The organism is Enterobacter sp. 6722112 (genome assembly GCF_058661685.1).
Genome location: NZ_JBZWGR010000007.1, coordinates 4,182,410 through 4,204,466, shown reverse-complemented (window position 1 = coordinate 4,204,466; position 22,057 = coordinate 4,182,410). Strand labels below are relative to the sequence as shown.

Genomic DNA, 22,057 nt, shown 5'->3' with positions numbered 1-22,057 from the left:
AGTGAAACATCTTCGGGTTGTGAGGTTAAGCGACTAAGCGTACACGGTGGATGCCCTGGCAGTCAGAGGCGATGAAGGACGTGCTAATCTGCGAAAAGCGCCGGCGAGGTGATATGAACCTTTGACCCGGCGATGTCCGAATGGGGAAACCCAGTGCAATCCGTTGCACTATCGTTAACTGAATACATAGGTTAACGAGGCGAACCGGGGGAACTGAAACATCTAAGTACCCCGAGGAAAAGAAATCAACCGAGATTCCCCCAGTAGCGGCGAGCGAACGGGGAGCAGCCCGGAGTCTGAATCAGCTTGTGTGTTAGTGGAACGGTCTGGAAAGTCCGACGGTACAGGGTGATAGTCCCGTACACGAAAATGCACATGCTGTGAACTCGAAGAGTAGGGCGGGACACGTGGTATCCTGTCTGAATATGGGGGGACCATCCTCCAAGGCTAAATACTCCTGACTGACCGATAGTGAACCAGTACCGTGAGGGAAAGGCGAAAAGAACCCCGGCGAGGGGAGTGAAAAAGAACCTGAAACCGTGTACGTACAAGCAGTGGGAGCCTCTTTATGGGGTGACTGCGTACCTTTTGTATAATGGGTCAGCGACTTATATTCTGTAGCAAGGTTAACCGTATAGGGGAGCCGAAGGGAAACCGAGTCTTAACTGGGCGTTAAGTTGCAGGGTATAGACCCGAAACCCGGTGATCTAGCCATGGGCAGGTTGAAGGTTGGGTAACACTAACTGGAGGACCGAACCGACTAATGTTGAAAAATTAGCGGATGACCTGTGGCTGGGGGTGAAAGGCCAATCAAACCGGGAGATAGCTGGTTCTCCCCGAAAGCTATTTAGGTAGCGCCTCGTGAACTCATCTTCGGGGGTAGAGCACTGTTTCGGCTAGGGGGCCATCCCGGCTTACCAACCCGATGCAAACTACGAATACCGAAGAATGTTATCACGGGAGACACACGGCGGGTGCTAACGTCCGTCGTGAAGAGGGAAACAACCCAGACCGCCAGCTAAGGTCCCAAAGTCATGGTTAAGTGGGAAACGATGTGGGAAGGCACAGACAGCCAGGATGTTGGCTTAGAAGCAGCCATCATTTAAAGAAAGCGTAATAGCTCACTGGTCGAGTCGGCCTGCGCGGAAGATGTAACGGGGCTAAACCATGCACCGAAGCTGCGGCAGCGACACTTATGTGTTGTTGGGTAGGGGAGCGTTCTGTAAGCCGTTGAAGGTGTGCTGTGAGGCATGCTGGAGGTATCAGAAGTGCGAATGCTGACATAAGTAACGATAAAGCGGGTGAAAAGCCCGCTCGCCGGAAGACCAAGGGTTCCTGTCCAACGTTAATCGGGGCAGGGTGAGTCGACCCCTAAGGCGAGGCCGAAAGGCGTAGTCGATGGGAAACAGGTTAATATTCCTGTACTTGGTGTTACTGCGAAGGGGGGACGGAGAAGGCTATGTCAGCCGGGCGACGGTTGTCCCGGTTTAAGCATGTAGGCGGAGGTTCCAGGTAAATCCGGTACCTTATTAACGCTGAGGTGTGATGACGAGGCACTACGGTGCTGAAGTGATAAATGCCCTGCTTCCAGGAAAAGCCTCTAAGCATCAGGTAACACGAAATCGTACCCCAAACCGACACAGGTGGTCAGGTAGAGAATACCAAGGCGCTTGAGAGAACTCGGGTGAAGGAACTAGGCAAAATGGTGCCGTAACTTCGGGAGAAGGCACGCTGATGTGTAGGTGAAGCCCCTGCGGGTGGAGCTGAAATCAGTCGAAGATACCAGCTGGCTGCAACTGTTTATTAAAAACACAGCACTGTGCAAACACGAAAGTGGACGTATACGGTGTGACGCCTGCCCGGTGCCGGAAGGTTAATTGATGGGGTTAGCGGCAACGCGAAGCTCTTGATCGAAGCCCCGGTAAACGGCGGCCGTAACTATAACGGTCCTAAGGTAGCGAAATTCCTTGTCGGGTAAGTTCCGACCTGCACGAATGGCGTAATGATGGCCAGGCTGTCTCCACCCGAGACTCAGTGAAATTGAACTCGCTGTGAAGATGCAGTGTACCCGCGGCAAGACGGAAAGACCCCGTGAACCTTTACTATAGCTTGACACTGAACACTGGTCCTTGATGTGTAGGATAGGTGGGAGGCTTTGAAGCGTGGACGCCAGTCTGCGTGGAGCCAACCTTGAAATACCACCCTTTAATGGCTGGTGTTCTAACGTAGACCCGTAATCCGGGTTGCGGACAGTGTCTGGTGGGTAGTTTGACTGGGGCGGTCTCCTCCCAAAGAGTAACGGAGGAGCACGAAGGTTGGCTAATCCTGGTCGGACATCAGGAGGTTAGTGCAATGGCATAAGCCAGCTTGACTGCGAGCGTGACGGCGCGAGCAGGTGCGAAAGCAGGTCATAGTGATCCGGTGGTTCTGAATGGAAGGGCCATCGCTCAACGGATAAAAGGTACTCCGGGGATAACAGGCTGATACCGCCCAAGAGTTCATATCGACGGCGGTGTTTGGCACCTCGATGTCGGCTCATCACATCCTGGGGCTGAAGTAGGTCCCAAGGGTATGGCTGTTCGCCATTTAAAGTGGTACGCGAGCTGGGTTTAGAACGTCGTGAGACAGTTCGGTCCCTATCTGCCGTGGGCGCTGGAGAATTGAGGGGGGCTGCTCCTAGTACGAGAGGACCGGAGTGGACGCATCACTGGTGTTCGGGTTGTCATGCCAATGGCACTGCCCGGTAGCTAAATGCGGAAGAGATAAGTGCTGAAAGCATCTAAGCACGAAACTTGCCCCGAGATGAGTTCTCCCTGAGACCTTGAGTCTCCTGAAGGAACGTTAAAGACGATGACGTTGATAGGTCGGGTGTGTAAGCGCAGCGATGCGTTGAGCTAACCGATACTAATGAACCGTGAGGCTTAACCTTACAACGCCGAAGGTGTTTTGGCGAAGAGACAGACACGATTTTCAGCCTGATACAGATTAAACAGAATTTGCCTGGCGGCTGTAGCGCGGTGGTCCCACCTGACCCCATGCCGAACTCAGAAGTGAAACGCCGTAGCGCCGATGGTAGTGTGGGGTCTCCCCATGTGAGAGTAGGGAACTGCCAGGCATCAAATTAAGTAGTAAGCCGGTGTATTAATCCGGTGGTTACAGAAGTATTCGGTGGAGCGGTAGTTCAGTCGGTTAGAATACCTGCCTGTCACGCAGGGGGTCGCGGGTTCGAGTCCCGTCCGTTCCGCCACTTATTAAGACATTAAGCCTGCCTTTCCGGCAGGCTTAATGGCAAAAACTTTAGGGGCGTAGCTCAGTTGGTAGAGCACCGGTCTCCAAAACCGGGTGTCGCGAGTTCGAGTCTCTCCGCCCCTGCCATATAGAATCCTTTGCTTCGGCAAAGGATTTTTTTTGCCTGCAAAACAGCTCAACACCTTCCTGAAGAATAAGCAGCCTGCGTTTCCGCAGGCTTTTGCGTTAATCCAGTATGCTGGTTTTTAACAGATCTTTTATCTGCGACTGCTTATCGCTGTTTTGCAGCCAAATGGCATACAGCGGCCTGGAGAGCGTTGTCGAATCGGTGACAACATGGAGTGTAGGTTTATTATCCGCCCAGCGAACAGGTAACCAGGTACAGCCTTTCAATGCGGGAAGATGCTGGCATGCGATCTCCGCTGAGCTTGTCGTGAGCTGCGGGATATCATCGCTGGCAATTAACCCCGTCTCGTGTTGCTGAAAATCAGGCCCCCATTCCAGGCGTAAATAATTCAGGTCGGCCTTCATCATTGCAGGCTCCGATGCATAGAGCGCCAGGCTAAACTGTCCAACAATCTGGCTGCTAAATTCGTCCATCTTGGGGGCTTCTGTGGTGATCAGCAGATCAAGCTGCCGCTCGTGGAGTTGCTTAACCAGCGACTGACGTTGCGCAATCCTCGCCTCAAATTGCAGATGGTTGTGTGTGCGATATAGCCGCATAAGCCATTGGCTGAGCATGCATTCCCATAGCGATGCGCTGGCACCGATCGAGAATTCATTATGCCGGGAGGTGTGCGCAACCTCCTTTCGCGCTGCCTGCCAGGTATTCATCAGGGTTTCTGCATAAGGCAACAACTTTTCACCAGCCGGAGTTAAACGAATATTGTTGCGATGGCGGGTAAAAAGGTTCACACCCAGTTGATTTTCCAGCTGTCGAATACGAAAACTGACTGCTGACTGCGTCAGGTAGAGGGCTTCAGCTGCTCGCCCAAAGTGTCGCGTTCTGCTCACTTCGAGGAAAGTTTTTAGCAATTCCGTATCCACATCTTTCTCCACAAAATTATTTGTCGTTATGATTTAAATGTTTTGTTTTACACTCTGTCAAGCGTAACTAATACTCCGCGCCATAAATAGCTCGGCCAAAGAATTAGGAGCGTGTAGGATGGCGGAAAGCTTTACGACGACTAATCGTTTTTTCGACAATAAACATTACCCGCGCGGGTTCTCTCGTCACGGCGATTTCACTATCAAAGAAGCTCAACTTCTTGAGCGCCATGGTTATGCCTTTAACGAGCTGGATCTGGGTAAACGTGAACCGGCAACCGAAGATGAAAAACAGTTTGTCTCTGTTTGCCGTGGTGAGCGTGAGCCGCAGTCTGATGCAGAACGTGTATGGATCAAGTATATGGCTCGCATTAAGCGTCCTAAGCGTTTCCATACGCTGTCTGGCGGTAAGCCGCAGATGGAAGGTGCAGAAGACTACACCGAGTCTGACGATTAAGAAGAGAAGGGGCTACGGCCCCTTTTTTTATGCCAGCATTTTTTGCAGATGCAACAGCAGCCGATCGATCGCACGATAACTTAATGCCTCCTGCAAATGCCGCCTCTCTATTCCGGGGCAGCCCTCCACGTCGGCGACCGTGCGCGCTACTTTCAACAAACGCTGCCACGCGCGAATGGATAGCCCAAACCGCGTCAGTGTCTCTTCCAGCCAGCCTGCATCTTCAGCGTTGAGAGAACAAAACTGTCGGATCCCGCTGTTATCCAGCCGGGCATTCAGCCTGTTCTGACGAGCATACTGCCGCGCCTGCGCCGCAATAACCCGTTCACGCACAGTTGCTGAGCTTTCGCCCCTAATACCGGTTTGCCTCAGCAGACCGGGCGGGGGCAGGGGGATCTCGAGAGATAAATCAAAACGGTCGAGGAAGGGGCCAGACAGCTTACTCAGATAGCGCAGCGTCTGCTCCGGCGTACAGCGGTTATGATTGCCCTGATAATGACCCGTAGGGCTAGGGTTCATCGCCGCGACTAGCTGAAACTGCGCAGGGTAGCTTATTTTGGCCCGAGTACGAGACAAATGGATTTCGCCGGATTCAATCGGCTCCCGCAATGCATCCAGCACGCGGCGTTCAAACTCTGGCAATTCATCCAGAAACAAAATGCCGTTGTGCGCCAGTGAGATTTCACCCGGTCCGGGGATCGAACCCCCGCCCACCATCGCGGTAAGAGACGCACTGTGGTGTGGAGAGCGGAAAGGACGGCGGCGCCACTGTTTATGCAGCGACGTAGAACTGACCAGGCTAAATATCGCGGCGCTTTCCAGTGCTTCATGATTATTGAGGGGTGGCAACAGGCCGCTCAATCTGCTCGCCAGCATCGTTTTCCCCGTGCCTGGCGGACCTATCAGTAACAGGTTATGCCCACCCGCGGCCGTTATCTCTAACGCCCGCTTACCCTGTTCCTGACCCATAATATCGCTGAGATCTTCGGGCGAAGCTGGCGCCACCTCGTCATTCTCCTGCGGCTCGGCAAGCTCGTGTCGGCCTTCCAGCCAGGCGCAAACCTCTTGCAAATGTCCTGCGACAAGACACCCCTTTTCGGCGATAAGGCTTACTTCAGAGGCATTTTCATTGGCCACAATGATTTGTCTTCCCGCGCGTATGGCTTCAAGCGCACCCGAGATTGCTCCGGGAACGCCTCTTAACGCGCCTGTAAGCGCTAATTCACCCACGAACTCACACGAGCTTAGCCCTGGCGTATTGAGCTGTTCAGAAGCCGCGAGAAGCGCTATAGCAATAGGTAAATCATATCGCCCTCCCTCCTTTGGCAAATCGGCGGGCGCAAGGTTAATGGTGATCTTCTTCGCCGGAAAAGCATAACCGCTATTAATAATTGCGCTGCGCACGCGATCCCTCGCCTCTTTAACGGTCGTTTCTGGTAAGCCGACCAGCGTCAGTCCGGGCAGTCCATTACTTAAATGAACCTCTACAGAAATAAGCGGTGCCTTCACGCCGATGGCCGCGCGTGTATAAACAACTGACAGTGACATAAGCCCTCCTTGGCGGTGACTATGCCAGCATCATTTTTTCCTGTTTAGCACTAATTCACTGAATTACGGCGCTCGTTCCAGCCTTTTAGCGGCAAAATGTAATCCTTACATGTCGGTGGAATCGGCCTCGCAGAAAAGAAATCATGCGCGCCTTGCCGGATGAAGCAGGACAAAAAAATGAAAAATCTTCATTTCTATTTTTTCCCTATATAAAACAACGATTTTGAAAGAAATAGTTCGCATGCTACAGATATAGGTCATAAAAAAATCTTGTGTCAGATGAAATATCTGTGGTAACTCTTTAGGTATTCCTTCGAACAAGATGCAAAAAGAACTGAAAATGACAGCCCTTCTACGAGTGATTAGCCTGGTCGTGATTAGCGTGGTGGTGATTATTATCCCACCGTGCGGGGCTGCACTTGGACGAGGAAAGGCTTAGAAATCAAGCCTTAACGAACTAAGACCCCCGCACCGAAAGGTCCGGGGGTTTTTTTATGACTAAAAAACTTAAATGAGGAGCAGAGAATGACGACTAGCACAAAATTCTGTTTCTCCAGATTTATGACGGGGAACTAACTATGAATGGGGCACAATGGGTAGTACATGCGTTGCGCGCGCAGGGAGTCGAAACCGTATTCGGTTATCCGGGTGGCGCAATTATGCCGATTTACGATGCACTGTATGACGGCGGCGTGGAACACCTGTTGTGCCGACACGAGCAGGGCGCAGCGATGGCCGCCATCGGTTATGCCCGTGCGACCGGTAAAACCGGCGTCTGTATGGCCACCTCCGGTCCGGGCGCAACGAACCTGATCACCGGCCTGGCTGACGCGCTGCTCGATTCCGTACCCGTGGTGGCGATCACCGGCCAGGTGGCCTCTCCGTTCATCGGCACCGATGCCTTCCAGGAAGTGGATGTGCTCGGTTTATCGCTGGCCTGCACCAAACACAGCTTCCTCGTTCAGTCTCTCGAAGAGCTGCCGCGGGTGATGGCCGAAGCGTTCGAGGTTGCCAGCTCTGGCCGTCCTGGCCCGGTTCTGGTTGATATCCCGAAAGATATCCAGGTTGCACTCGGCGATCTGGAGCCGCATTTCTCTACCGTGGAAAGCGATAATGCGTTCCCGCATGCAGAGGTGGAAGAGGCGCGTCAGATGATGGCGCAGGCCAAACAACCGATGCTGTACGTAGGCGGCGGCGTGGGCATGGCGCAGGCTGTTCCGGCGCTTCGCGCGTTCATTGCGACCACGCAAATGCCCGCCACCTGCACGCTGAAAGGTCTCGGTGCGGTAGAGGCGGATTACCCGTACTACCTCGGCATGCTGGGGATGCATGGTACCAAAGCGGCAAACCTGGCGGTGCAGGAATGCGACTTGCTTATCGCCGTCGGCGCCCGTTTTGACGACCGCGTTACCGGCAAGCTGAATACCTTCGCGCCGAACGCCAAAGTGATCCATATGGACATCGACCCGGCGGAGATGAGCAAACTGCGTCAGGCGCATGTCGCGTTGCAGGGCGATCTTAACGCGCTGTTACCGGCGCTGGAGCAGCCGCTGGATATCAACCCATGGCGTCAGCACACCGCTGATATGCGTACTGAACACGCGTGGCGTTACGATCACCCAGGCGACGCCATCTATGCGCCGCTGCTGTTGAAACAGCTGTCAGACCGTAAACCCGCAGACAGCGTGGTAACGACGGATGTCGGCCAGCATCAGATGTGGTCAGCCCAGCACATGACCTACACCCGCCCGGAGAACTTTATCACCTCGAGCGGCTTAGGCACGATGGGCTTCGGTCTGCCAGCAGCCGTTGGCGCGCAGGTTGCCCGCCCGAACGATACCGTTATCTGTATCTCCGGTGACGGCTCCTTCATGATGAACGTCCAGGAGCTCGGCACCGTGAAGCGTAAGCAGTTACCGCTGAAGATCGTCTTGCTCGATAACCAGCGTTTAGGCATGGTTCGCCAGTGGCAGCAGCTGTTCTTCCAGGAGCGTTACAGCGAAACGACCCTGACCGATAACCCCGATTTCCTCACCCTGGCCAGCGCCTTCGGCATTCCTGGCCAGCACATCACCCGTAAAGACCAGGTTGAAGCGGCACTCGACACCATGCTGTCAAGCGAAGGGCCATACCTGCTTCATGTCTCAATCGACGAGCTTGAGAACGTCTGGCCGTTGGTACCGCCCGGTGCCAGTAACTCACAAATGCTGGAGAAATTATCATGATGCAACATCAGGTCGCCGTGCAGGCTCGCTTCAACCCGGAAACGTTAGAACGCGTATTGCGCGTGGTTCGCCACCGTGGCTTTCAGATTTGCTCTATGAATATGGAAACGGCCACCGACGCGCAGAACATCAGTATCGAATTAACCGTTGCCAGCCCGCGGCCGGTCGACTTACTGTTTAGTCAGTTATCAAAACTGGTAGACGTTGCCCATGTTGCCATCTGCCAGAGCACAACCACATCACAACAAATCCGCGCTTAAGCGTGACAGGACGAAAAAATGACGACAAAAAAAGCTGATTACATTTGGTTCAATGGTGAGATGGTTCGCTGGGAAGACGCGAAAGTTCACGTGATGTCCCACGCGCTGCACTACGGCACCTCCGTGTTTGAAGGGATCCGTTGCTACGACTCTCACAAAGGGCCAGTGGTGTTCCGCCATCGCGAACACATGCAGCGTCTGCATGACTCAGCCAAAATTTATCGTTTCCCGGTCTCCCAAAGCGTTGATGAGCTGATGGAAGCCTGCCGCGAGGTGATTCGCCAGAACAAACTGACCAGCGCCTATATTCGTCCGCTGGTCTTCGTGGGTGATGTCGGCATGGGCGTCAACCCGCCCGCTGGCTATAACACCGATGTGATCATTGCCGCGTTCCCGTGGGGCGCCTACCTGGGCGCGGAAGCGCTGGATCAGGGGATCGACGCAATGGTTTCTTCCTGGAACCGCGTGGCGCCAAACACTATCCCGACTGCGGCTAAAGCGGGCGGTAACTACCTTTCCTCACTGCTGGTCGGCAGCGAAGCGCGCCGTCACGGCTATCAGGAAGGTATCGCGCTGGATGTGAATGGCTACATCTCCGAAGGCGCGGGTGAAAACCTGTTTGAAGTGAAAGACGGCATTCTGTTCACCCCGCCATTCACTTCGTCCGCGCTGCCGGGCATCACCCGCGACGCCATCATCAAGCTGGCAAAAGATCTGGGTATCGAAGTGCGCGAGCAGGTACTGTCCCGCGAATCCCTGTACCTGGCTGACGAAGTGTTCATGTCCGGTACCGCGGCTGAAATTACGCCGGTGCGTAGCGTCGATGGCATTCAGGTGGGCGAAGGCCGCTGTGGCCCGGTCACCAAACGCATTCAGCAAGCCTTCTTCGGCCTGTTCACCGGCGAAACAGAAGACAAATACGGCTGGTTGGATCAGGTTAATCACTAAATATAAATTTGGGACGGCACGCACCGTCCCATTAAATAGTCAGACGGGAGTAAATAAAGCATGCCTAAGTATCGTTCAGCCACCACCACCCACGGCCGTAATATGGCGGGTGCCCGCGCACTGTGGCGCGCCACCGGAATGACCGACGCCGATTTCGGCAAGCCAATTATCGCCGTGGTGAACTCCTTCACCCAGTTTGTGCCGGGCCACGTGCACCTGCGCGATCTCGGTAAGCTGGTCGCCGAGCAAATCGAAGCCTCCGGCGGCGTGGCGAAAGAGTTCAACACCATTGCGGTGGATGACGGTATCGCAATGGGCCACGGGGGAATGCTCTATTCACTGCCGTCGCGTGAGCTGATCGCCGACTCGGTGGAGTACATGGTTAATGCCCACTGCGCCGATGCGATGGTCTGTATCTCCAACTGCGACAAAATCACCCCGGGGATGCTGATGGCCTCCCTGCGCCTGAACATTCCGGTGATCTTCGTCTCCGGTGGCCCAATGGAAGCGGGGAAAACCAAGCTTTCCGACAAAATCATCAAGCTCGACCTGGTCGATGCGATGATCCAGGGCGCGGACCCGAAAGTCTCTGACGAGCAGAGCGACCAGGTGGAGCGCTCCGCGTGTCCGACCTGCGGCTCCTGTTCCGGTATGTTTACCGCCAACTCCATGAACTGCCTGACCGAAGCGCTGGGTCTTTCTCAGCCGGGTAACGGCTCGCTGCTGGCGACCCACGCCGACCGTAAACAGCTGTTCCTTAACGCGGGCAAGCGCATCGTTGAGCTGACCAAACGCTACTACGAGCAGGACGACGCCAGCGCGCTGCCGCGTAACATCGCCAGCAAAGCGGCGTTCGAAAACGCCATGACGCTGGATATCGCCATGGGCGGTTCCACCAACACCGTTCTGCACCTGCTGGCCGCCGCGCAGGAAGCTGAAATCGACTTCACCATGAGCGACATCGACAAGCTCTCCCGCAAAGTGCCGCAGCTGTGTAAAGTCGCGCCGAGTACCCAGAAGTACCACATGGAAGATGTCCACCGTGCGGGTGGCGTGATTGGTATTCTCGGCGAGCTGGATCGTGCCGGGCTGCTGAACCGCGACGTGAAAAACGTGCTCGGCCTGACGCTGCCGGAGTCGCTGGAGCAGTACGACGTGATGCTGACCAAAGACGACGCGGTGAAAAACATGTATCGCGCCGGTCCGGCGGGCATCCGTACCACCCAGGCGTTCTCGCAGGATTGCCGCTGGGACACGCTGGATGACGATCGCGCCGAAGGCTGCATTCGCTCGCTGGAACATGCCTACAGCAAAGACGGCGGTCTGGCCGTGCTGTACGGTAACTTCGCGGAAAATGGCTGCATTGTGAAAACCGCAGGCGTGGACGACAGCATCCTGAAATTTACCGGCCCGGCAAAAGTGTATGAAAGCCAGGACGAAGCGGTAGACGCTATCCTCGGCGGCAAAGTGGTGGAAGGCGACGTGGTGGTCATTCGCTACGAAGGGCCGAAAGGCGGCCCCGGCATGCAGGAGATGCTCTACCCGACCACCTTCCTGAAATCGATGGGCCTCGGCAAAGCTTGCGCGCTGATCACCGATGGTCGTTTCTCTGGCGGCACGTCAGGCCTCTCCATTGGTCACGTCTCGCCAGAAGCGGCAAGCGGCGGCAATATCGCGATCATCGAAGATGGCGACCTGATCGAAATCGACATTCCGAACCGCGGCATTCAGCTGAAGCTGAGTGACCAGGAGATTGCGGCCCGTCGTGAGGCGCAGGAAGCCCGCGGCGACAAAGCCTGGACGCCGAAAGATCGTCAGCGTGAAGTCTCCTTCGCCCTGCGCGCTTACGCGAGTCTTGCCACCAGTGCAGATAAAGGCGCGGTGCGCGATAAATCTAAACTGGGGGGCTAATGATGGCCGAGTCACAACCCTTATCCGCCGCCCCGGAGGGGGCGGAATACCTGAGAGCGGTACTACGCGCGCCGGTCTATGAAGCGGTGCAGGTCACGCCCCTGCAAAAAATGGACAAACTCTCTTCGCGTCTCGACAACGTCATTCTGGTGAAGCGTGAAGACAGGCAGCCGGTGCACAGCTTCAAGCTGCGCGGCGCCTACGCGATGATGGCCGGGCTGACGGACGAGCAGAAAGCGCGCGGGGTGATTACCGCCTCGGCGGGCAATCACGCGCAGGGCGTGGCGTTCTCCTCGGCGCGTCTGGGGCTGAAGGCGCTGATCGTGATGCCGGTCGCCACCGCAGATATCAAGGTCGACGCGGTGCGCGGGTTCGGCGGAGAAGTGCTGCTTCACGGCGCTAACTTTGACGAAGCCAAAGCCAAAGCGATTGAGCTGGCGCAGCAGCAGGGCTTCACCTGGGTGCCGCCGTTCGATCACCCGATGGTGATTGCCGGGCAGGGTACGCTGGCGCTGGAACTGTTGCAGCAGGACGCCCATCTCGACCGCGTTTTCGTCCCGGTGGGCGGCGGTGGCTTAGCCGCAGGTGTGGCGGTGCTGATCAAACAGCTGATGCCGCAGATCAAAGTGATTGCGGTTGAAGCGGAAGACTCTGCCTGCCTGAAGGCGGCGCTGGACGCCGGACATCCGGTAGATCTGCCGCGCGTCGGGCTGTTCGCCGAGGGCGTGGCGGTGAAGCGCATTGGCGACGAAACGTTCCGCCTGTGCCAGGAGTATCTCGACGATATCGTCACCGTCGACAGCGACGCTATCTGCGCGGCGATGAAAGATCTCTTCGAGGATGTGCGTGCGGTGGCGGAACCATCCGGCGCGCTGGCGCTGGCGGGAATGAAAAAATACATCGCCCAGCACAATATTCGCGGCGAGCGTCTGGCGCACGTGCTTTCCGGTGCCAACGTGAACTTCCACGGTCTGCGCTACGTTTCCGAGCGCTGTGAGCTGGGTGAGCAGCGTGAAGCGCTGCTGGCGGTGACCATTCCGGAAGAGAAGGGCAGCTTCCTGAAGTTCTGTCAGCTGCTGGGCGGTCGTTCGGTAACGGAGTTCAACTACCGCTTTGCCGATGCCAAAGATGCGTGCATTTTTGTCGGCGTGCGTCTGAGCCGTGGCGTGGAGGAGCGCAAAGAGATCCTCAGCCTGCTGCATGACGGCGGCTACAGCGTGGTCGATCTCTCCGACGACGAGATGGCGAAGCTGCATGTGCGTTACATGGTCGGCGGCCGTCCATCCAAGCCGCTCAAGGAACGCCTGTTCAGCTTCGAGTTCCCGGAATCGCCGGGCGCGCTGCTCAAATTTTTGCACACGTTGGGTACGCACTGGAACATCTCTCTGTTCCACTACCGCAGCCATGGCACCGACTATGGCCGCGTGCTGGCGGCGTTCGAGCTGGGCGAGCACGAACCGGATTTCGAAACGCGCCTGAACGAGCTGGGCTATGAGTGCCATGACGAAACCCACAACCCGGCGTTCCGTTTCTTCCTGGCGGGCTAAGGTTTGAACTGCGTGTAGGCCGGGTAAGCGCAGCGCCACCCGGCTTTAGTGGTTCGGCAATATCGTCCAGAACGCATCAATAAGCGGCTCATGCAGCCGCTTTTTTTGTGCGCACACGCCGAGCTCGAACGGCGTTTTCTCATCGCTGCGTTCTAAAATCATCACGCGATTGCGCACCGGCTCCGGGCTGTTTTCCAGCACCACTTCCGGTAGCAGCGCTACGCCGCAGCCGAGCGCCACCATCGATACCATCGCCTCATGGCCGCCGACCGTGGCGTAAATCGACGGGTTACTGATCTTCTGGCGGCGGAACCACAGCTCAATGCGGCGGCGCACCGGCCCCTGATCGGCCATGATAAACGGCACCGTGGACCAGTCCGGTTTCTCCACCGAAACCTGGTTGCGCACCGGGCAGGGCAGCGCCGGGGCAATCAGCACTACCGCCAGATTCTCCAGCATCGAGAACGCCACCGCCCCCGGCAGCGTTTCAGGTTTTCCGGCAATCGCCAGATCCGCTTCGCCCGTAACCACTTTTTCCATCGCGTCGGCGGCATCGCCAGTGGTGAGCTTAATTTCAACCGACGGATGTTCCGCGCGGAAGCGGTCGAGAATGGGGGGAAGATGGCTGTAGGCAGCGGTCACGGAACAGAAAATATGCAGCTCGCCGGAAAGCGACGGCCCCTGCTGGTCGATGGTGTGCCGCAGCTGCTGATACTGTAATAACGTCTGCTGAGCAAAGATGCGCAGCTCTTCACCTGCTTCCGTGAGGGTGACGGTGCGGTTATCGCGCACGAACAGCGGCTGGCCGAGGTCTTCCTCAAGGCGCTGGATCTGGCGCGACAGCGTGGAGGGGCTGACGTGCATCGCCCGGGCGCTACGGCCAAAGTGACGGCTTTCCGCCAGGTGCAGGAACATTTTCAGATCGCGTAAATCCACCGATTCCACTCCCTCTTTTTACATTGCATAAATTGCAATGTGACGTTGTGAATATATCAATTTCCGCAATAAATTTCCTGTTGTAATGTGGGTACATTCTCGCTGAAACGCGAACCGAACAATAAGACACACAACATCACGAGGTATCACCCATGGCTAACTACTTTAATACACTGAACTTGCGCCAGCAGCTGGCGCAGCTGGGCAAATGCCGCTTCATGGCGCGCGATGAATTTGCTGATGGCGCGAGCTACCTTCAGGGTAAAAAAGTGGTCATTGTCGGCTGTGGCGCACAGGGTCTGAACCAGGGCCTGAACATGCGTGACTCCGGGCTGGATATCTCCTACGCCCTGCGTAAAGAAGCGATTGCCGAAAAGCGTGCTTCCTGGCGTAAAGCGACCGAAAACGGCTTCAAAGTGGGTACCTACGAAGAGCTGATCCCGCAGGCGGATCTGGTGGTTAACCTGACGCCGGACAAGCAGCACTCTGACGTTGTGCGTTCCGTACAGCCGCTGATGAAAGACGGCGCCGCGCTGGGTTACTCCCACGGCTTCAACATCGTTGAAGTGGGCGAGCAGATCCGTAAAGACATCACCGTAGTGATGGTGGCACCGAAGTGTCCGGGCACCGAAGTGCGCGAAGAGTACAAACGTGGCTTCGGCGTACCGACGCTGATCGCCGTTCACCCGGAAAACGATCCGAAAGGCGAAGGCATGGCGATTGCCAAAGCCTGGGCAGCGGCCACTGGCGGCCATCGTGCGGGCGTGCTGGAATCTTCCTTCGTTGCGGAAGTGAAATCTGACCTGATGGGCGAGCAGACCATCCTGTGCGGCATGCTCCAGGCCGGCTCTCTGCTGTGCTTCGATAAGCTGGTGGAAGAAGGCACCGATCCGGCATACGCGGAAAAACTGATTCAGTTCGGCTGGGAAACCATCACCGAAGCGCTGAAGCAGGGCGGCATTACGCTGATGATGGACCGTCTGTCCAACCCGGCAAAACTGCGCGCGTTCGCACTCTCTGAACAGCTGAAAACCATCATGGCGCCGCTGTTCCAGAAACACATGGACGACATCATCTCCGGCGAGTTCTCTTCCGGCATGATGGCGGACTGGGCGAATGACGATAAGAAACTGCTGACCTGGCGCGAAGAGACCGGTAAAACCGCGTTCGAAACCGCACCACAGTATGACGGCAAGATCACCGAGCAGGAGTACTTCGATAAAGGCGTCCTGATGATCGCGATGGTGAAAGCGGGCGTTGAGCTGGCGTTCGAAACCATGGTGGATTCGGGCATCATTGAAGAATCTGCGTACTACGAATCGCTGCACGAGCTGCCGCTGATCGCAAACACCATCGCCCGTAAACGTCTGTATGAGATGAACGTGGTGATCTCCGATACTGCCGAGTACGGTAACTACCTGTTCTCTTACGCCTGCGTACCGCTGCTGAAAGAGTTCATGACCACCCTGCAAGCGGGCGATCTGGGCCAGGCGATTGCGGAAGGAGCGGTTGATAACGCGCAGCTGCGTGACGTCAACGAAGCGATTCGCAGCCACGAAATCGAGAAAGTGGGCCAGAAACTGCGTGGCTACATGACCGATATGAAACGTATCGCGGTAGCAGGCTAAACACGACGAATCGGGTGGCGTAAGCCACCCGAACTGTTTTAGCTACGCAATATCGCGCCGGGATAACCCAGCTGGCGCCACGCCTCATACACCACCACCGACACCGCATTCGACAGGTTCATGCTGCGGCTGTCCGGCATCATCGGAATACGAATTTTCTGCTCAGCGGGCAGGGCATCCAGAATGGTGGCCGGCAGGCCGCGGGTTTCCGGACCAAACATCAGATAATCCCCGTCCTGATAGCTTACGGCGCTGTGCGCTGGCGTACCTTTGGTGGTCAGGGCGAACATGCGCTGTGGTTTTTCGGATCCCAGAAACGCGGCGTAATCGTGATGACGAACGACGGCGGTAAACTCATGGTAGTCCAGCCCCGCGCGGCGCAGACGTTTGTCGTCCCACGTAAAGCCCATCGGCTCAATAATGTGCAGACGAAAACCGGTGTTGGCGCACAGGCGGATAATATTGCCGGTGTTCGGCGGAATTTCTGGTTCGAATAAGACGATGTTAAGCATGCTGCCCCCTTAATTGCGGGGGCAGAATAGCAGAAAAGAGAGGGACTAGGCGACGCCCGGCTCCTGCGCGCGGCTATACAGCATTTTGTAGACGGTTGCCGCCGCAGCCACGAGAGCAGGTACGCTGAGGATCATTAAAATACTGTCCGCCTGCCACTGCATGGAAAGAAGCTGGGCGCTGGTCATGGTGCCCGCCACGCCGCCGAAGCGGCCGATCCCCTGCATCCAGGCGATACCCGTCGCTCGGCACTCGGTAGGGTAAAAGGTGGCGGCCAGGGTCTGCATGCCCGACTGCGCGCCGTTCATCGCGATCCCCATCAGGAAAATTAACCCGCCAAACAGGGCGATATGGTTATGCTCAATGCCGAGTAAAAGAATCAGGCCCATCGTCAGCACGAAACCACACGCGACCACCTTGTGCGCTTCCCAGCGATCCATCATCCAGCCCGCGAGCAAAATGCCAGCGGTGCCGCCGAAGGTGAACAGCGAGGTAAGCCAGGCGGATTCCGTCAGCGCATATCCCATCCCCTGCATCAGCGTTGGCATCCAGCTCAGCAGGACGTAATAAATCACCAGCCCCATAAAATAGGTGACCCACAGCATCAGGGTGCCGGGCAGCCAGGGCATGGAAAACAGCTGCGACACGCTGCCTTTTTTCGACGCGACTTTCTCCTCCGCGAGGAAAAAGCCCGTGACGCTATCCAGCGTGCTGCGGGCGAACCGGCTGGCGATGCGGCGAACCTGGGCGACGTCTTTCCCGCGCTGCACCAGAAACTTCACCGACTCCGGCAACAGCAGCGCCAGCAGCACCGTTAAAATCAGCGGCGCAATCGCGCCGGTCAGCAGCACGCTTCGCCAGCCGTGGTGAGGGATAAGCCAGGACGAGATCGCCCCGCCGCCCGCCGCACCCAGCGGAAAGCCGCAGTACATGGTGTTAATTACCATGGCGCGGCAGCGCTGGGGGGCAAACTCGGAGATCAGCGTGATGGCGTTAGGCATGGCAGCGCCGAGGCCCAGGCCCGTCAGAAAGCGCCACAGCGTCAGGGTATTCAGACTTTGCGCCCAGGCCGTGCCCAGGCTCGCCAGGCCGAAGAACAGGCATGAAAAGACCAGTACGCGCTTGCGTCCCATCCGGTCCGATACCGGACCTGCAATCAGGGCTCCCAGCGACAGCCCCAGCAGCGCCGCACTCAGCACCGGCCCCAGATCCTGTTTATGTATTCCCCACTCTGTCGACAGCGTAGGCGCAATGTAACCCATCGCTGCGGTATCAAACCCATCAATCGCCAGCACCAGAAAGCCCAGCACAATAAGAAGCCAGTGAAACCCTGAAAAAGGACTTTCATCGATCACCTGCTGAATATCCACCCGACCTGAATACGTCATACGTTCCCCTCCGATGTGATGTTGTTTTTGTGTTCTTGTATTTGCTTGTCTATACAATTGCGGAGAGGCGGGGTGTGTCAAATTTTCTTATCCAGAATGTTACGCAGGTGTTATTTTCAACTAAAAAAGCGCCCGAGGGGGAAGTCGGGCGCGGAAGAAGGGAAGGCTAACCGGGGGAGATCAGGCCGCGTTTCCCTGAGAAAGAGGGGCCAGCGCCGCAGGCAGCTTACTGAGCTCCTGCACCAGAGAGTCTTTGCTGATTTCACCGATTGTTTTCGCACCGGTCAGCGTCATCGCCACCTTCATCTCTTTCTCGATCAGGTTCAGCAGATTCGCCACGCCCGCCTGGCCGCTGGTGGCCAGCGCGTACAGGTAAGCACGGCCCAGCAGCACGCTGTCCGCGCCCAGGGCGATCATGCGCACCACGTCCAGCCCGTTACGGATGCCGCTGTCGGCCAGGATCGCAATATCGCCTTTCACCGCATCGGCAATGGCCGGCAGGGCGCGGGCGGAGGAGAGCACCCCGTCAAGCTGGCGGCCACCATGGTTAGAGACCACGATCCCATCGGCGCCAAAACGTACCGCGTCGCGGGCATCTTCCGGGTCGAGGATCCCTTTGATCACCATCGGGCCGTCCCAGAATTCGCGGATCCACTCCAGGTCTTTCCATGAGATCGACGGATCGAAATTGTTCGCCAGCCAGCCGATGTAATCCTCCAGCCCGGTCGGTTTACCCAGGTAGGCCGAAATATTGCCCAGATCGTGCGGACGGCCGTTCACGCCCACATCCCACGCCCACTGCGGGTGCGTCACCGCCTGCCAGTAACGGCGCAGGGCCGCGTTAGGGCCGCTCATGCCGGAGTGGGCGTCGCGGTAGCGCGCGCCGGGGGTCGGCATGTCGACGGTAAAGACCAGCGTTGAGCAGCCCGCCGCTTTGGCGCGCTCCAGTGCGTTGCGCATAAAACCGCGATCGCGCAGGACGTACAGCTGGAACCACATCGGGCGCTTGATAGTTGGGGCGACTTCTTCAATCGGGCAGACGGACACGGTGGAAAGGGTAAACGGAATGCCTTTGGCATCTGCGGCGGCGGCGGCCTGCACTTCACCGCGACGGGCATACATGCCGCATAAACCGACAGGTGCGAGCGCTACCGGCATGGAGAGCGTTTCGTTAAACAGCTTCGTCTCAAGGCTCAGGTCAGACATATTCTTCAGCACGCGCTGGCGCAGGGCCACCTCCGACAGGTCTTCCACGTTGCGGCGCAGGGTGTATTCGGCATACGCCCCGCCGTCAATGTAGTGGAACAGGAACGGGGGCAAAATGCGCTGCGCCGCGGCGCGATAATCACTGGCTGCTGAAATAATCATGCTTTGTTCTCCCTGGAAATATCACTCTCGCCAGGCAGACGGGTAATACGCGCCTGTCGGGCCTGATCTTCATCGAATCGTTTAATGGTGGTATGCACGAAGCCGAGATGCGCCATCATCGCCTTGCGCGCGGCCTCGGCATCACCGGCCAGAATGGCGTTGAGCACCGCCTCGTGCTGTTCGGTCAGCTGAGCAAACACCGGCGGGACCAGATACATGCGCTGGCGGCTCTGCTTCACGGAGGATTGCAGCAGGTCGAAGAACCCGCGCATGGTTTGCAGCAGCACCACGTTGTGCGAGGCCTCGGCAATCGCCAGATGGAACCGCACGTCCGCCTGGGAGGCGATGTCCGGGTCGCTGCTTTGCGTGGCCTCAAAACAGGCTTTGAGCTTCTCTTTGTCGGCGTCGGTTGCCCGCATCGCCGCGTGCCACGCTGTACTGGTTTCGATGGCGTGACGCGCTTCGAGGATGTCGAAGCTGTAGTCCGGGTCGTTTTCCATCAGCGTCTTCAGCGGCTGCACGATGTTTTGTTCGGACCAGTCGTCATGCTGCCAGCGCACGAAGGTGCCGCCGCCGCGACGGCTCAGCAGCACCCCTTCACTAACCAGCGTCGCCAGCGCCTCGCGCAGTGAGTTGCGCGACACGCCAAGCTGAGCGGCAAGCTGACGCTCGGCGGGCAATCTCATGCCCGCTTCCAGCTGTTGTTCTTCTATCAGCGCCCGTACGCGAGTGGCAATCTCGTCGGACAGGCGTCTGGGCATCACTATCATGGAATCATCCAGGTTAAGACATAGGCCTGCAATGTGGTGATCACGCCCACCATGCAGGTAAATATCAGGCTGTGTTTAACGGTAAAGCGGAACAGATCCGACTCTTTGCCTACCAGCCCCACCGCGGCACAGGCAATGGCGATGGACTGCGGCGAGATCATCTTCCCGGTCACGCCGCCGGTGGTGTTCGCGGCGACCAGCAGCACGTCCGAGACGCCAATCTGCTGCGCAGCCGTGGCCTGTAGGGCGGCAAACAGGGCGTTAGATGACGTATCTGAACCAGTCAGGAACACCCCCAGCCAGCCGAGGAACGGCGAGAAGAAGGTAAACGCGTGGCCGGTATGCGCCAGCGCTAACGCCAGCGTCGACGACAGGCCGGAGTAGTTCGAAATAAACGCGAACGCCAGCACCATGCCGATGGAGTAAATCGGCAGCATCAGCTCTTTAATCGTCGCCGCAAAGGTCTGCACCGCGGCGGCAGGCTTCATGCGCAGCCACACTACGGAAAGGATAGCGGCAAACAGGATGGCCGTGCCGGTGGCTGAGAACCAGTCGAACTTAAACACTGCCGCATATGGCGTGGCGTCGTGCACCACCGGCGGCATACGGGCGACCATTTTGTCGAGGAACGGCACGGAGATATTAATCACCATGTCGTACAGCGCGCCGCCCGGGGCGAACAGGGCTTTAAAAGGCGGAATGCTCCACAGCGTCACGGTGGCGGTCAGGAACAGGAACGGTGACCATGCGCGCACAATCTGTCCGGCGGTATAGCCGGTGCGCGCCAGCGTCTGATCCACGTGCGATGCGCCCATGTCAGCAAAGCGGAAGATACGTACCGGCTGCCAGCGTTTCAGGAACAGCGTCAGGCAGACCAGCGACACCAGGGAAGAGATGATGTCCGGCAGTTCCGGGCCGAGGAAGTTGGAGCTGAGATACTGGGCAATGGCGAACGAACCGCCCGCTACCATCACCGCAGGCCAGGTCTCCTTCACGCCGCGCCAGCCGTCCATAATCGCCATGATCCAGAACAGCACGATAATGGTCAGGAACGGCAGCTGGCGACCCACCATCTGGCCGATCTCGAAGCTGTCCAGCCCGGTCACCTGGCCCGCCACCAGAATCGGAATGCCCATCGCGCCAAACGCCACCGGGGCGGTGTTCACAATCAGGCACAGGCCAGCGGCATACAGCGGGTTAAAGCCCAGCCCGACCAGCAGAGCGGCGGTGATCGCCACCGGCGCGCCAAATCCTGCCGCCCCTTCAAGGAACGCCCCGAAGGAGAAACCGACAATCAGCATCTGTAAACGCTGGTCCGGTGTAATAGAGAGAATCGACGAGCGAATAATGTCGAACTGCCCGGTTTTGACCGAGATTTTGTAGACAAAGACGGCGGCGATGATGATCCACGCAATCGGCCACAGGCCGTAGAAGAAACCATACACCACGGAGGCCAGCGCGCGATCGACCGGCATTTTATAGAAGAACAGCGCCACCAGCAGGGCGATGGCAACGGTGTACGTTGCGGCAAGGTAGCCCTTCAGCTTGAGCTTAATTAGCGCAAAGAAGAAGAACAGGATCGGTAGCGATGCGATCAGGCTCGACAGCCAGATATTCCCGGCCGGATCGTAGTTTTGTTGCCAGAGGCTCATGCAGGTCTCCTGAGGACCACACAGGTGTTCGGTCGGGTGAGTCTCTGCTCATCTCAGCGTCACACTTAGTGTAAAAGTGGTCCGTCCAATATTGTGATGTAGGGTTAATGGCAATAAATGGTTAACCAAGTGTTGCTATTCGGCAATGGTTTTGTGAAGTGGAGCATCAAAACTGTGAACGATGGATAGCTTTGCACATGATTGGTAGGACCAAACCCGCAAAATTAACTTACCGTGTGCGATGGGAGCGGTAGTCAGGTGGAGAGCATTACATTCGTTTTTGAGCAGATACGACGCGTAAAAGATGTTGAATAAAATGGGGAGGTGATAATATTACGTGAATTGAATGAGGTTTGTTTGCTTTATTTGTGTTTTTGAAAAGCTGTATATATGTGAGCAGAGTGATTTATTTCCTATAAATAAAATTTTTTTTGGTTAAAAATGCGAAATCTAAGCTGTAGCAAAAAATTTTAATTAAGGTAAATTTCACATATAGATTTTAACAGTGTATTACAAACGATCAATTGCTGATCGATAAAGAAATATCCTGTTTAACCGTGATTTTTCAGGATAAAGGGCAAGAATTTTTTGCTGAAGTGACATTTTTTGGCTA

General features: G+C 56.7%; 17 protein-coding genes, 2 tRNA genes and 2 rRNA genes. 13 read left to right on the top strand and 8 right to left on the bottom strand.

The window, feature by feature from the left end; genetic code table 11:
• Positions 1-23 precede the first annotated feature (23 nt).
• From AC4OVU_RS21595 to AC4OVU_RS21580, 4 genes are all read left to right on the top strand, one after another.
• Positions 24-2,929: ribosomal RNA gene (locus AC4OVU_RS21595) — 23S ribosomal RNA — on the top strand.
• 70 nt (positions 2,930-2,999) lie between these two features.
• Positions 3,000-3,115 (top strand): 5S ribosomal RNA (gene rrf / locus AC4OVU_RS21590).
• 55 nt (positions 3,116-3,170) lie between these two features.
• A tRNA-Asp gene (locus AC4OVU_RS21585) sits at positions 3,171-3,247 on the top strand.
• 52 nt (positions 3,248-3,299) lie between these two features.
• Positions 3,300-3,375: transfer RNA gene (locus AC4OVU_RS21580), tRNA-Trp, on the top strand.
• 99 nt (positions 3,376-3,474) lie between these two features.
• On the opposite strand, the gene hdfR is transcribed toward AC4OVU_RS21580, so the two are convergent.
• Complete coding sequence (gene hdfR, locus AC4OVU_RS21575) at positions 3,475-4,296, bottom strand: HTH-type transcriptional regulator HdfR (protein ID WP_045339136.1); 822 nt, start codon at positions 4,294-4,296, stop codon at positions 3,475-3,477.
• A gap of 118 nt (positions 4,297-4,414) precedes the next feature.
• Here hdfR and AC4OVU_RS21570 point away from each other — a divergent pair, with 118 nt between their 5' ends.
• On the top strand, positions 4,415-4,753 hold the full coding sequence (locus tag AC4OVU_RS21570; protein WP_006808641.1) for a MaoP family protein: 339 nt from the start codon (positions 4,415-4,417) through the stop codon (positions 4,751-4,753).
• 27 nt (positions 4,754-4,780) lie between these two features.
• Here the strand turns inward: AC4OVU_RS21570 and AC4OVU_RS21565 are convergent, their stop codons facing one another.
• Complete coding sequence (locus AC4OVU_RS21565; protein WP_032620478.1) at positions 4,781-6,301, bottom strand: YifB family Mg chelatase-like AAA ATPase; 1,521 nt, start codon at positions 6,299-6,301, stop codon at positions 4,781-4,783.
• A gap of 340 nt (positions 6,302-6,641) precedes the next feature.
• Here AC4OVU_RS21565 and ilvL point away from each other — a divergent pair, with 340 nt between their 5' ends.
• The 7 genes from ilvL (at position 6,642) to ilvA (ending at position 13,192) form a co-directional block, all read left to right on the top strand.
• Positions 6,642-6,740, top strand: a complete 99-nt coding sequence (gene ilvL / locus AC4OVU_RS21560) for an ilv operon leader peptide (RefSeq protein WP_001311244.1) — start codon at positions 6,642-6,644, stop codon at positions 6,738-6,740.
• Positions 6,741-6,826: 86 nt separating this feature from the next.
• The gene (gene ilvX / locus AC4OVU_RS21555; RefSeq protein ID WP_166792073.1) at positions 6,827-6,877 is read left to right on the top strand and encodes a peptide IlvX; all 51 of its coding nucleotides are present in this window, start codon (positions 6,827-6,829) and stop codon (positions 6,875-6,877) included.
• 2 nt (positions 6,878-6,879) lie between these two features.
• Positions 6,880-8,526, top strand: a complete 1,647-nt coding sequence (gene ilvG, locus AC4OVU_RS21550) for an acetolactate synthase 2 catalytic subunit (RefSeq protein ID WP_017382572.1) — start codon at positions 6,880-6,882, stop codon at positions 8,524-8,526.
• Positions 8,523-8,786 carry an acetolactate synthase 2 small subunit gene (ilvM, locus tag AC4OVU_RS21545; protein WP_003860184.1) on the top strand — a complete coding sequence of 88 codons (264 nt, stop codon included), beginning with the start codon at positions 8,523-8,525 and terminating at the stop codon, positions 8,784-8,786. Before ilvG ends, ilvM begins: the two co-directional genes overlap by 4 nt.
• A gap of 18 nt (positions 8,787-8,804) precedes the next feature.
• Positions 8,805-9,734: a branched-chain-amino-acid transaminase gene (ilvE, locus tag AC4OVU_RS21540; RefSeq protein ID WP_003860182.1), complete on the top strand. Its 930-nt coding sequence runs from the start codon at positions 8,805-8,807 to the stop codon at positions 9,732-9,734.
• A 60-nt stretch (positions 9,735-9,794) separates the two neighbouring features.
• On the top strand, positions 9,795-11,645 hold the full coding sequence (gene ilvD, locus AC4OVU_RS21535) for a dihydroxy-acid dehydratase (protein ID WP_008501574.1): 1,851 nt from the start codon (positions 9,795-9,797) through the stop codon (positions 11,643-11,645).
• A gap of 2 nt (positions 11,646-11,647) precedes the next feature.
• A complete protein-coding gene (gene ilvA / locus AC4OVU_RS21530) occupies positions 11,648-13,192 on the top strand; it encodes a threonine ammonia-lyase, biosynthetic (protein ID WP_026094330.1) in 1,545 nt (514 codons plus the stop codon).
• 45 nt (positions 13,193-13,237) lie between these two features.
• Here ilvA and ilvY read toward each other — a convergent pair whose 3' ends face one another.
• The gene (ilvY, locus tag AC4OVU_RS21525; protein ID WP_017693777.1) at positions 13,238-14,128 is read right to left on the bottom strand and encodes an HTH-type transcriptional activator IlvY; all 891 of its coding nucleotides are present in this window, start codon (positions 14,126-14,128) and stop codon (positions 13,238-13,240) included.
• Positions 14,129-14,280: 152 nt separating this feature from the next.
• Here ilvY and ilvC point away from each other — a divergent pair, with 152 nt between their 5' ends.
• Complete coding sequence (ilvC, locus tag AC4OVU_RS21520) at positions 14,281-15,756, top strand: ketol-acid reductoisomerase (protein WP_006808634.1); 1,476 nt, start codon at positions 14,281-14,283, stop codon at positions 15,754-15,756.
• A 38-nt stretch (positions 15,757-15,794) separates the two neighbouring features.
• Here ilvC and trmL read toward each other — a convergent pair whose 3' ends face one another.
• From trmL to lldP, 5 genes are all read right to left on the bottom strand, one after another.
• Complete coding sequence (gene trmL, locus AC4OVU_RS21515) at positions 15,795-16,268, bottom strand: tRNA (uridine(34)/cytosine(34)/5-carboxymethylaminomethyluridine(34)-2'-O)-methyltransferase TrmL (RefSeq protein ID WP_003860178.1); 474 nt, start codon at positions 16,266-16,268, stop codon at positions 15,795-15,797.
• A 45-nt stretch (positions 16,269-16,313) separates the two neighbouring features.
• Positions 16,314-17,654, bottom strand: coding sequence for an MFS transporter (locus AC4OVU_RS21510; protein ID WP_047718912.1), 1,341 nt, complete (start codon positions 17,652-17,654; stop codon positions 16,314-16,316).
• Positions 17,655-17,834: 180 nt separating this feature from the next.
• Entirely contained in the window at positions 17,835-19,022 is a 1,188-nt protein-coding gene (lldD, locus tag AC4OVU_RS21505; RefSeq protein ID WP_015572772.1) for an FMN-dependent L-lactate dehydrogenase LldD, read from the bottom strand.
• Positions 19,019-19,792: a transcriptional regulator LldR gene (gene lldR, locus AC4OVU_RS21500; RefSeq protein ID WP_006808630.1), complete on the bottom strand. Its 774-nt coding sequence runs from the start codon at positions 19,790-19,792 to the stop codon at positions 19,019-19,021. The genes lldD and lldR overlap by 4 nt, the downstream gene beginning before the upstream one ends.
• Positions 19,789-21,444 (bottom strand): L-lactate permease, encoded by a 1,656-nt coding sequence (gene lldP / locus AC4OVU_RS21495; RefSeq protein WP_003860175.1) that lies wholly within the window; start codon positions 21,442-21,444, stop codon positions 19,789-19,791. Before lldP ends, lldR begins: the two co-directional genes overlap by 4 nt.
• Positions 21,445-22,057 lie beyond the last annotated feature (613 nt).